This window comes from Streptomyces luteogriseus (genome assembly GCF_014205055.1).
Taxonomy (GTDB): Bacteria; Actinomycetota; Actinomycetes; order Streptomycetales; family Streptomycetaceae; genus Streptomyces; species Streptomyces luteogriseus.
Window position 1 is genome coordinate 3,603,422 of sequence record NZ_JACHMS010000001.1, and the last position, 10,789, is coordinate 3,614,210.

A 10,789-nucleotide genomic window follows, 5' to 3' on the forward strand; every position below is an offset into this window, starting at 1 on the left:
GGCATGCGGGTCCCGGGGTACACGGGCCGCCGGGCTTGCGGTCCCGGGTACGCCGGCCGCCGGGCTTGCGGGTCCCCGGGTACACGGGCCGCCGGGCATGCGGGCGCCGGGGAGACGGGCCGCCGCCGGGCATGCGGGTCCCAGGGCCTCCGAGCCTCAATCCGATTGGGTGGGATTGGGTGGGGTGCTCGAACCGCCCCCCCGGCCGTTCACGCGCACTCAACCGGTTGCCGCTCCGAACCACCGCGGCAACCAGGCGACCAGTTCCCGCTGGTCCTCGCCGACCCAGGCCACGTGGCCGTCCGGCCGGAGCAACACCGCGGGCACGTCGAGTTCCTCGCTGACGTCCACGACGTGGTCGACCCGGTCCGACCAGCCCGCCACCGAAAGCCTGCCGCCGGTCTGGTCGAGCAGCAGTCCGCGGCCGCCGCGCATCTGCTCGTAGAGGCGGCCTCGCTTCAAGCGGACGTCCCGCAGCCGCCGACCGAGCAACTCGTGGCCCACGCCGACGCGTTCGTGGCCTGCGCCGTAGTCCTTGTGGCCTGCGCTCACGTCTATGTGGCCTGCGCCCACGTCTTCGCGGCCGGCGTTCACGTCTTCGTGGCCGGCGCCGAAGTCGTAGCGGACGGCGATCGCGGTGATCTTCTCGATCAGGTACCGGTTCACCTCCTCGAAGTCCATCAGCTCCGCGAGCAGCCGGCGCACGGCCCGTGGCCCCGGTTCCGGCGACAGCAGCTGCATCTGCGCACGGGTGTTGTCCAGCACGGCGGCGGCCACCGGGTGGCGTTCGGTGTGGTAGCTGTCGAGGAGGCCCTCCGGTGCCCAGCCGCGCAGTTCGGCGGCCAGTTTCCAGCCGAGGTTGAACGCGTCCTGGATGCCGAGGTTGAGCCCCTGCCCGCCGGTCGGCGGGTGGATGTGCGCGGCGTCGCCGGCCAGCAGGACCCGGTCCACGCGGTAGCGCTCGGCCAGCCGGGTGGCGTCGCCGAAACGGGAGAGCCAGCGTGGGGAGTGCACGCCGAAGTCGGTGCCGGCGAACCTCCGCAGCTGCTGTTTGAACTCCTCGATGGTCGGCGGGACCGTGCGGTCCTCGGCCACTCCCTCGGCGGGCACGATGACCCGGTGTACCCCGTTCTTCAACGGCATGGCACCGAAGCGGAAATGGGTCTTGCGGACCTCGGCCATCACGGCCGCCAGCTCCTCCGGCGACGCGGTCAGCTCCATCTCGCCCAGCAGCGTCTCGACCCTGGAGGGCTCGCCGGGGAAGCCGACGCCGAGCAGCCTGCGCACCGTGCTGCGGCCGCCGTCGCAACCGACCAGATAGCGGGAGCGCAGCCGCGTGCCGTCGGCCAGTTCGGCGGTCACCCCGTCGCCGTCCTGGCTCAGCCCGGCCAGGGCGCAGCCGCGCCGGATCTCGGCGCCGAGCCCGGCGGCGTGCTCGGCCAGGAGGCGGTCGGTGACGGGCTGCGGGATGCCGAGGACATACCCGTGTGCGGTGTCCAGCCGGTCGGGTGACGGCTTGGTGAGGCCGGCGAAACCGCCGACCGGGTGCGTCCTGCCCTCGGCGAGGAACCGCTCCAGCAGACCGCGCTGGTCCAGCACCTCGATGCTGCGCACATGAAGTCCGAGCGCGCGAACGTACGGGGTCGGCTTCGCCTCCTTCTCCAGCACGAGCACATCCACGCCATGCAGCCGCAGCTCCCCGGCAAGCATCATTCCGGTCGGGCCACCGCCGGCAATGATCACATCAATCAAGGCAGACCCCAATTGTCTCCTGTTTCCGGCTTCGGATCGGAAATTCTGCGGCACGACGGGGGCCTTGCCACAAGGCCCCCCATGCGCTATATGTTGAGAGTGGCGAGGAGCGGATGGCTCCTTGCCTTTCCTTTTTCCCCCTCCGCCCTTCCTTTCTGAAAAGGCCTGAAAGCAGCGGCGTGTGGTGGGGCATGAGGTGTACCGGGTGTACCGAGTAAGGGCACTGGCCGGCTCAGTAGCCGGTGGCCAGGTCCAGCGTCCACCAGGGTCCCCCGCGGCCGTTCGCGAAGCCGACCCCCGCGTCTATGTAACGGCAGGTCAGGATGATGTCCCGGTGCTCGGGGCTGTCGATCCAGGTGCGGACGGCGGACCCGGAAGTGCTGGGACCGGCCGCGATGTTCTCGGCGATGTAGCCGGGGTGGTAGCCGGCGTCCCGCATCCGCGTGGCCGGGCTGCTGCCGTCGCTGCCGGTGTGGGTGAGGCGCTGGCTGCGGGCCATGTCGGCACTGTGTCTCTGGGCTGCGCGGTTGAGGGAGGCCCGAAGCCGCAGGGGTCTGCAACCGGCCTGGGCGCGTTGTCGGTTGACGGCGTCGAGGACCTCGGCCGCCACATCGTCACGGACCCGGCCGGGGCGGGCGTGCGGGGCGCTGTCCCGGAGTTGGACCGGTCCGGGTGCCGACAGGGGTCGCGAGGGCGCCTCTTGGTAGGGCGGCGGCATCGGCACGGGCGGCCCGGCCCAGGCGAAAAGGGTGGCTCCCAGGGCAAGCGCGGCCCTGCGCATCCCGGTCATCGTCTCCCTCTTCTTTTCTCGGCGCTCCGCTCTCCGCGTTGTGCGGTATCCGTTCCGCACACAGCACTGAACACCGTAGTGAATTCCATGTCCGGTGCCGCGCCCAGCCGTTCATTCGGGGTAACGAAGCAAAGCGAGAGGCCATTTCCCCACTGCGCCTCCCCAGTGCAGAAGAGGCCTTTCCAAAAGCGTCAGGGCACGTCAGCTTCAGCTGGACGCGGCCCTTCCAGGTCGCGGCGAGCACGCCGCTGCGGCAGCCGACCTGACGCGTTCATGCCCTCCGATCGCCCGGCCGTCGGGCGAGATCAACGCCTTCGGGCACTGCTGTGCGGCTGCCGCGTTGCTTCGTGAGGCGGGCTGAAAGCCGAGGAGCCACTCCTTATGACCTTCATCACGGGAGTTCTCTCCGGCTCGGCTCGGAGCGGACCCGATGGACTCCGCGCGGAGGTGCTCGACGCTCTTCCCACCTGATCGGACAGCGCTGCAGCACAACGAAGAGACCCCCTCCGCTCTGCGTTTCCGCAGTTCGGAGGGGGTCTTCCCCAGTGTGGCGGCGCCAGGATTCGAACCTGGGAAGGCTGAGCCGGCAGATTTACAGTCTGCTCCCTTTGGCCGCTCGGGCACACCGCCGGGGTTTGCTGCCCTTCGAGCCGCTTTTCCGCGGCGCTCCGTGGCAACGACGTAAACAATACCTGATGCGGAGGGGTGCTCCGCCACCCGATTGATCGGCGCTCGGAGGGCCACGGGTGGCTAGGCTTGTCCGGATGCGGCCCGGGACCTGAACGGGCCCTGCGACCGCCCCCACACGCCGGTACGCACGATACGCACCCCGATACAAGGAGCCACAGGACATGGCCGACTCCAGTTTCGACATCGTCTCGAAGGTCGAGCGGCAGGAGGTCGACAACGCACTCAACCAGGCCGCCAAGGAGATCTCGCAGCGCTACGACTTCAAGGGCGTGGGTGCCTCGATCTCGTGGTCCGGTGAGCAGATCCTCATGGAGGCGAACTCCGAGGACCGGGTGAAGGCCATCCTCGACGTCTTCCAGTCCAAGCTGATCAAGCGGGGCATCTCGCTGAAGGCTCTGGAGGCAGGTGAGCCCCAGCTCTCCGGCAAGGAGTACAAGATCTTCTCGTCGATCAAGGAGGGCATCTCCCAGGAGAACGCCAAGAAGGTGGCGAAGACCATCCGCGACGAGGGCCCCAAGGGCGTGAAGGCGCAGGTGCAGGGCGAGGAGCTGCGCGTCAGCTCCAAGAACCGTGACGATCTGCAGGCCGTCATCGCCCTGCTGAAGGGCAAGGACTTCGACTTCGCCCTGCAGTTCGTGAACTACCGGTAGGTCCGGTCCCCGGGCTCGCGCCCGCACGTTTACGAGGAGGGGTGGGCGCCGCCGGTGCCCACCCTCTTCGTCCTCCGGCTGTCATCGGTGGCACCGTCAAAGCGTGGCGTTGCCCCACCGTGGCGCGGGCCAGTTCGTGGCGCGGCCAGTCCGTGGCAAGGTCAGCTCGTGGCACGGCCAGTCGGTGGCAGGGCCAGTCGGCGGCGTTGCCCCACCGTGGCGCGGTCAGTCGCGTGAGTTGCCGAACAACAGCCGGTAGGAGATCAGCAGGACGAGCGATCCGCCGATCGCGGCTGCCCAGGTCGCGCCGTCGTAGAAGCCCTTGGTGATCGGGTGGTCCATCCAGCGAGCCGATATCCAGCCGCCGATGAACGCGCCGGCGATGCCGATCAGGGTCGTGCCGATGAGGCCGCCCGGGTCGCGCCCCGGCAGCAGGAACTTCGCGATGGCTCCGGCCAACAGTCCCAGGATGATCCAGCTGATGATGGTCATGCCGTGAACCTGCCCTTTCACGCTGTGCCCGCACTGTCCCGGCCGTGTGATCCTGCTTTCGGCCACGCCGAGCCGGTGCGTCGTACGTCCGGCGTCCCGCGCGCGGCGTCCTTGCCACGCACGTTCACGCTGTCTTGGCCTGGAGGACGTCCTGGCCGCACCTGCCGGTTGCACTGATCAGTAGGGTGCGACGCATGACTGCCTCCGATCCCGGGCTGCGCCGCACTCTCGGCGTGGGCGACGCCGTCGTCATCGGACTCGGCTCGATGGTGGGAGCCGGGATCTTCGCCGCCCTCACGCCGGCCGCGCACGCGGCCGGCTCCGGGCTGCTGGTCGGGCTGGCCGTGGCAGCTGTGGTCGCGTACTGCAACGCCATGTCATCGGCTCGCCTCGCCGCCCTGTATCCGGCCTCGGGCGGCACCTATGTGTACGGGCGGGAGCGGCTCGGGCAGTTCTGGGGGTATCTCGCGGGCTGGTCGTTCGTGGTCGGGAAGACAGCCTCCTGTGCGGCGATGGCGCTCACCGTGGGCACGTACGTCTGGCCGGAGCAGGCACACGCGGTGGCGGTCGCGGCCGTGGTGGCGCTGACCGCGGTGAACTACGGCGGTGTCCAGAAGTCCGCGTGGCTGACGCGGGTGATCGTGGCGCTGGTCCTGGCTGTCCTCGCTTCCGTGGTGGTCGTGTGTCTGGGGTCGGGTGAGGCCGATGCCGGGCGGCTGGACGTCGGGGCCTCGGGCGGGGCGGACGGGGTGTTGCAGGCGGCAGGGCTGCTGTTCTTCGCCTTCGCCGGGTACGCCCGGATCGCGACGCTCGGCGAGGAGGTGCGGGATCCGGCGCGCACCATTCCGCGTGCGATCCCGCTGGCGCTGGGCATCACGCTGGTGGTGTACGCGTGTGTGGCGGTGGCTGCCCTTTCGGTACTCGGGTCGGGCGGTCTCGGGAACGCGACGGCGCCGCTGGCCGACGCGGTGCGGGCGGCCGGGGTGCCCTCGCTGGTGCCGGTGGTGCGGATCGGTGCGGCCGTGGCTGCGATGGGTTCGCTGCTCGCGCTGATCCTCGGTGTGTCGCGGACGACGCTGGCCATGGCCCGGGACCGGCATCTGCCGGGGGCGCTGGCCGCCGTGCATCCGCGGTTCCAGGTACCGCACCGGGCGGAGTTGGCCGTGGGTGCGGTGGTCGCGGTCCTGGCCGCCACGGTGGACGTGCGGGGCGCGATCGGGTTCTCCTCCTTCGGTGTGCTGGCGTACTACGCCGTGGCCAACGCGTCGGCCTGGACGCTGTCTTCGGCACCGGCGGCGCGGCTGGTGCCGGTGGTGGGGCTGATCGGGTGCGTGGTGCTGGCGTTCTCGCTGCCCGGGGTGTCGGTGGTCGCGGGCGCGGGGGTGCTGGCGGTGGGGGCGGCTGCGTACGCCGTGCGTGGGTGGATGAAGGCCGGGGCGGGGCGGGAGTAGCGGTCGGCCCCTCCGCTACGGGCCGGGCCTGCCCGGGCCGGGCCGGGCCTTCAGGACCCTCTCTAACCTTGTTTCTTCAGGCCACGTGGCCTGGGTCTCTCGGCGCCCTTCACCGAGGCAGGCGACTCGGAGGGCGAAGTACGAGCCTCCGGGCGAGTGGTGTGGGTCTTGGCTGTCGCACGGGTCGGCAACTGCTCGATCGCGGTCATGGGTTCATCATGCGGGCCGCCACTGACAACCGGGCGGGCCTGTGGATAACCCCAGGCCTGTGGATATGGGGAAAGCCGTCGGCGGGCCGAAGGCCCTTCCGTCAGCGCACCGCGAACGGCTCGTCGGTCCGCACGATGTCGCGGCCGAGCGGGAGCAACGAGACGGGGATGAGCTTGAAGTTGGCGATGCCCAGTGGGATGCCGATGATGGTGACGCACAGGGCGATGCCGGTGGCGATGTGGCCGAGGGCGAGCCACCAGCCCGCGAGGACCAGCCACAGCACGTTGCCCACGCAGGAAGGCGCGCCCGCGTCACGGCGCTCGATCGTCGTGTACCCGAAGGGCCACAGGGCGTAGACGCCGATGCGGAAGGCCGCGATGCCGAACGGGATGCCGATGATCGTGATGCAGAGCAGCAGGCCCGCGAGCATGTAAGCGAGGAACAGCCAGAAGCCGCTCAACACGAGCCATATGACGTTGAGTATGGTCCTCACTGGTTCCCACCTGCCATCTTCTCGAGCCGGGCGATGCGTTCCGCCATCGGCGGGTGTGTGGAGAACATCTTCGAGAGGCCCTGACCGGGCCGAAACGGGTTCGCGATCATCATGTGGCTGGCGGTCTCGATGCGCGGCTCGGGCGGCAGCGGGAGCTGCTTCGTGCCCAGTTCGAGCTTGCGCAGGGCGCTGGCCAGGGCGAGCGGGTCGCCGGTGAGCTGGGCGCCGGAGGCGTCCGCCTGGTACTCCCGGGAGCGGCTGATGGCCAGTTGGATGAGCGAAGCGGCGAGCGGGCCCAGGATCATGATCAGCAACATGCCGAGCAGGCCGGGGCCGTCATCGTCGTCCGAGCGTCCGATGGGGATCAGCCAGGCGAAGTTGACCAGGAACAAGATGACGGAGGCGAGGGCGCCCGCGACGGACGAGATGAGGATGTCGCGGTTGTAGACATGGCTGAGTTCGTGGCCGATGACGCCGCGCAGTTCACGCTCGTCCAGCAGGCGCAGGATGCCGTCGGTGCAGCACACGGCGGCATTGCGCGGGTTGCGCCCCGTGGCGAAGGCGTTGGGTGCCTCCGTCGGGGAGATGTACAGGCGCGGCATGGGCTGGCGCGCCTGGGTGGAGAGCTCGCGGACCATGCGGTAGAGCGCCGGGGCCTCGAACTCGCTCACCGGACGGGCGCGCATCGCGCGCAGTGCCAGTTTGTCGCTGTTCCAGTACGCGTACGCGTTGGTGGCCAGTGCTACCAGGACGGCGATGACGAGCCCCATGCGGCCGAAGAAGCTGCCGATGACGATGATGAGTGCGGACAGTCCTCCGAGGAGGATCGCTGTCCTGAGCCCGTTGTGCCGGCGGTGCACGGTACGCCCTCCAGGTGGTGCGGCAGGGGGACCCTTGCTTGCTGTCTCTGCGGTGCCACTGGTGCCGCGTTCTCACGTCCAGTGGACCCTCCCGTACTGGTCAACGCCAGGCGGGAGGCGGTAGTTCCCTTGCGTGTGCGGCGGCGGGTGTGGCCCGTCCGGGTGACGGCGCCGGGAAGCGGCACGCGCGCGTGAGGGCGAGTGCCCCACGCGCGCGGTGTAAGCGGCCGGGTTCCCGGGCAGCCCGGTCTGCTCAGAAGAGCCCGGTGTCGGACTGCCCGGAGAAGCCCGGTGTCGGACTGTTCAGAAAAGCCCGGTGTCGGTGAAGCGCAGGATCAGCTGGGGTGCGCCGGACAGGGCGATGCCGAGGACGCCGGTCAGGGCGATCGCGGCGGTGACGGGGCCGGGAACGCGGTGCTTCTCGGGCTCACCCTCGGGGGCACGGAACAGCAGGGCCGTCCACTGGAGGTAGTAGAAGAGCGCGATGACGACGTTGACGGCCATGACCACGGCCAGCCAGCCGAGCCCGGCGTCGACGGCCGCCGAGAAGACGGTGACCTTGGCGAAGAGGCCGATGATGCCCGGCGGCAGCCCGGCGAGGCACAGCAGGAAGAACGCCAGGAGCAATGCGGACAGGGGGCTGGAGGCATACAGGCCGCGGTAGTCGGCGACCCGGTTGAGGACCTTCGTCCTGCCGACGAGCGCGGCCACGGCGAAGGCGCCGAGGTTCACGGCGCCGTACATCAGGGCGTAGGCGACGGTGGAGCCGATCGACTTCTCGGCGTCCCCGGAGTACGCGGCGGCGGCGATCGGCACCAGGAGATAGCCGGCCTGGCCGACGGAGGACCAGGCGAGCAGGCGTACCGCGCTGTACGCGCGCGTGGCCTGCTGGCGCAGGGCTCCGGCATTGCCCACGGTCATGGTGAGCGCGGCCAGGGCCGCCAGGGCGGGGCCCCACACATCGGCGTACGACGGAAGGGCCACGACGGTGACGAGGATCAGGCCGCTGAAGCCGACCGCCTTGCCGATGACCGACAGGTAGGCCGCGATCGGCAGGGGCGCGCCCACGTAGGTGTCGGGCACCCAGAAGTGGAAGGGCACGGCGGCCGTCTTGAAGGCGAAGCCGACGAGGGTGAGGACGACTCCGGTCTGGGCGAGCGTGTGGAACTGCCCGTCGACGTTCTGGATGCGGTCGGCGACCTGGGTCAGGTAGAGGGTCCCGGTGGTGGCGTACACGAAGCTGATGCCCATGAGGCTGACCGCGGTCGCGGTGACCGAGGACAGGAAGAACTTCAGGGCCGCCTCGGAGGACTTGCGGTCGCCGTACTTGAGGCCGACCAGCGCGAAAGCGGGCAGGGAGGCGACCTCCAGGGCGACGATCAGGGTCGCGAGGTCGCGCGAGGCGGGCAGGAGAGCGGCGCCGGCCGCGGAGGACAGCAGCAGGAACCAGTACTCGCCTTCGGGCAGCCCCTTGCGAGCGTCCTTCAGGGCGGTGACCGACAGGAGGGCGGCGAGGAGGGCGCCACCGAGGACGAGGAACTGGATGACCAGGGTGAAGCGGTCGGCCGTGTAGCTGCACACGGTGGCGTCGCCGGTCAGGCAGAAGGTGCTGCGGTCGCCGTCCAGGAGGGGCAGCAGCATCGCCGTGGCGGCGGCCAGGCCCGCCACCGACGTCCAGCCGAGGAGGGCCTTGCGGTGCTCGGCGACGAACAGGTCGGCGACCAGGACGGTGAGTCCGACGACCGCCACGATGGTGGGCGGGGCGATGGCGAGCCAGTCGACGGACTGGACCAGCGAGGCGGCCGGGGGCTGGGCCGGGGAGCTCATCGGGTGCCTCCTGCGAGGAGCTGCTGGACGGCCGGGTCGCTCAGGCCGAGGAGTGCCTTGGGCCACAGGCCCGCGACGACGGTGAGGGCGACGAGCGGGGTCCACGCCGCGAACTCGTAGGAGCGCACGTCGGTGAGTTTCGGGGCGTCCTGGGGCAGGGCACCCATGCAGACGCGGCGGACCACGATCAGCAGGTACGCGGCGGTCAGCAGGGTGCCGAACGCGCCGATCGCCATGAACGTGAGGAAGGCGGGGCGGCTGAGGCCCTCCGCCGGCTGGAAGGCGCCGAACAGGGCCAGCATCTCGCCCCAGAAGCCGGCCAGACCGGGCAGGCCGAGCGAGGCGACAGCGGCGAAGGCGAGCAGGCCGCCGAGGCGCGGCGCCTTGCCGTAGAGGGCGGCTCCGGTCTCCTCGGCGAGGGTGTCGAGGTCGGTGGTGCCGGTACGGTCCTTCAGGGCGCCGACCAGGAAGAAGAGCAGGCCGGTGATGAGGCCGTGGGCGATGTTGGCGAACAGGGCGCCGTTCACACCGGTCGGGGTCATCGTGGCGATGCCGAGCAGGACGAAGCCCATGTGGCCGACGGAGGAGTAGGCGATGAGGCGCTTGAGGTCGCCCTTCGCGCCCTGCTTGGCGAGGGCCAGGCAGGCCAGCGATCCGTAGATGATGCCGACGACGGCCAGGGCGGCGAGGTAGGGAGCGAAGGTGCGGAACCCGTCCGGTGTGATGGGCAGCAGGATCCGGACGAATCCGTACGTACCCATCTTCAGCAGGACGCCGGCCAGGAGCACCGAGCCGACGGTCGGCGCGGCGGTGTGGGCGTCTGGCAGCCAGCTGTGCAGGGGCCACATCGGCGTCTTCACGGCGAGCCCGATCCCGATCGCCAGAACGGCGATGACCTGCACGGATGTGGTCAGCGACCGGCCGTTGTCAGTGGCGAGTGCCACCATGTCGAACGTGCCCGCCTGGATTCCGATCAGGAGCAGGCCGAGCAGCATGACCACGGAGCCGAGCAGCGTGTAGAGGATGAATCGCCAGGCCGCCTGGCTCCGGCCCTCACCGCCCCAGCGGGCGATGAGGAAGTACATCGGGATGAGGACCATCTCGAAGGCGAGGAAGAACAGCACCAGGTCGAGGACGGCGAAGGTGGCGAGCGTGCCGGACTCGAGGACGAGCAGCAGGGCGACGAAGGCCTTCGGAGTCGGCCCCGCGGGCATCTTGAAGTACGAGTAGAGCGCGCAGAGGAAGGTCAGCAGCGCGGTCAGGACCAGAAGGGGGAGGGAGATGCCGTCGATGCCGAGGTGGATGCGTACGTCGAGTGCGGGGATCCAGCTGATGTCGGTGCTGGCCTGCATCTTCGACGGCTGGTCGTGGTCGAAGCCGAGCGCGAGGACGATCGCCGCGATGAGGATCGCGCCGGTGACGGTGACGCCGTGCCGGAGCACGGCCTGCTCGGGTGACTTCCCCTTCAGCCCGGGTGGGGCCGGCAGGAGAGCGGCGGCGGCGCCGAGGAGCGGCCCGACGACGACGAACGCCAGAAGGAACTGCATCACGGACTCGTTGATATCGATCACGCC

At 70.0% G+C, this 10,789-nt stretch carries 9 protein-coding genes and 1 tRNA gene; 2 read left to right on the forward strand and 8 right to left on the reverse strand.

Annotated elements, in window-relative coordinates; translation table 11 throughout:
• Window positions 1-219: 219 nt before the first annotated feature.
• From BJ965_RS15605 to BJ965_RS15615, 3 genes are all read right to left on the reverse strand, one after another.
• Window positions 220-1,752, reverse strand: coding sequence for an FAD-dependent monooxygenase (locus tag BJ965_RS15605; protein WP_221513136.1), 1,533 nt, complete (start codon window positions 1,750-1,752; stop codon window positions 220-222).
• Window positions 1,753-1,984: 232 nt separating this feature from the next.
• Window positions 1,985-2,542: a CAP domain-containing protein gene (locus BJ965_RS15610; RefSeq protein WP_184909164.1), complete on the reverse strand. Its 558-nt coding sequence runs from the start codon at window positions 2,540-2,542 to the stop codon at window positions 1,985-1,987.
• A gap of 548 nt (window positions 2,543-3,090) precedes the next feature.
• Window positions 3,091-3,172, reverse strand: a tRNA-Tyr gene (locus BJ965_RS15615).
• Between the two features lie 221 nt (window positions 3,173-3,393).
• Between BJ965_RS15615 and BJ965_RS15620 the strand changes: the two genes are divergently transcribed.
• Entirely contained in the window at window positions 3,394-3,882 is a 489-nt protein-coding gene (locus BJ965_RS15620) for a YajQ family cyclic di-GMP-binding protein (protein WP_031108414.1), read from the forward strand.
• Between the two features lie 225 nt (window positions 3,883-4,107).
• Here BJ965_RS15620 and BJ965_RS15625 read toward each other — a convergent pair whose 3' ends face one another.
• Window positions 4,108-4,374, reverse strand: coding sequence for a GlsB/YeaQ/YmgE family stress response membrane protein (locus BJ965_RS15625; RefSeq protein WP_184909165.1), 267 nt, complete (start codon window positions 4,372-4,374; stop codon window positions 4,108-4,110).
• A 194-nt stretch (window positions 4,375-4,568) separates the two neighbouring features.
• Here BJ965_RS15625 and BJ965_RS15630 point away from each other — a divergent pair, with 194 nt between their 5' ends.
• Entirely contained in the window at window positions 4,569-5,825 is a 1,257-nt protein-coding gene (locus tag BJ965_RS15630; protein ID WP_184909166.1) for an APC family permease, read from the forward strand.
• Between the two features lie 310 nt (window positions 5,826-6,135).
• On the opposite strand, the gene BJ965_RS15635 is transcribed toward BJ965_RS15630, so the two are convergent.
• The 4 genes from BJ965_RS15635 to BJ965_RS15650 form a co-directional block, all read right to left on the reverse strand.
• Window positions 6,136-6,528 (reverse strand): YccF domain-containing protein, encoded by a 393-nt coding sequence (locus BJ965_RS15635; protein WP_031108328.1) that lies wholly within the window; start codon window positions 6,526-6,528, stop codon window positions 6,136-6,138.
• Window positions 6,525-7,388, reverse strand: a complete 864-nt coding sequence (htpX, locus tag BJ965_RS15640; RefSeq protein ID WP_184909167.1) for a zinc metalloprotease HtpX — start codon at window positions 7,386-7,388, stop codon at window positions 6,525-6,527. The genes BJ965_RS15635 and htpX overlap by 4 nt, the downstream gene beginning before the upstream one ends.
• A 303-nt stretch (window positions 7,389-7,691) precedes the next feature.
• Window positions 7,692-9,215 carry an NADH-quinone oxidoreductase subunit N gene (locus BJ965_RS15645; RefSeq protein WP_184909168.1) on the reverse strand — a complete coding sequence of 508 codons (1,524 nt, stop codon included), beginning with the start codon at window positions 9,213-9,215 and terminating at the stop codon, window positions 7,692-7,694.
• On the reverse strand, window positions 9,212-10,786 hold the full coding sequence (locus tag BJ965_RS15650) for a complex I subunit 4 family protein (protein ID WP_184909169.1): 1,575 nt from the start codon (window positions 10,784-10,786) through the stop codon (window positions 9,212-9,214). The genes BJ965_RS15645 and BJ965_RS15650 overlap by 4 nt, the downstream gene beginning before the upstream one ends.
• Window positions 10,787-10,789 lie beyond the last annotated feature (3 nt).